This window comes from Agrobacterium sp. 22094, from assembly GCF_052046015.1.
GTDB lineage: Bacteria > Pseudomonadota > Alphaproteobacteria > Rhizobiales > Rhizobiaceae > Agrobacterium > Agrobacterium cavarae.
Map to the genome: position 1 here is coordinate 1 of NZ_JBQEPX010000042.1, position 359 is coordinate 359.

The window sequence follows — 359 nt, forward strand, 5'->3', positions numbered from 1 at the left end:
TATTTGTATAAGGTATTCTATCTACAAAATGCCATTCTTTCGGTATTTTAAACGAGGATAATCGTTGTAAGCAAAAACTCTTTAATTGTTGTTTCGTAGCACTTCCTTTTACGATCGCGACGGGCTTTTCACCCCAGTAACTATCTTTCACACCAATTACAACTATTTCATCAACAGCTGGGTGTTCATGTAATACACTTTCTATTTCTTCTGGATAAATATTGATTCCTCCAAATAAAATCATATTCTTCTCTCTACCAACAATATATATAAAGCCTTCTTCATCTTCATAGCATACATCTCGCACTGTCATCCAGCCTTCTGCATTCAACTCCTGTGTTAAAACCCCATCTATTATG

The 359-nt window shown here is 35.1% G+C and carries 1 protein-coding gene; it reads right to left on the minus strand.

Annotated elements, in window-relative coordinates:
* Positions 1–359, minus strand: a 359-nt coding sequence (locus tag ACTJK5_RS23085; protein ID WP_440613327.1) for an AMP-binding enzyme, incomplete at both ends; no start/stop codon positions are given.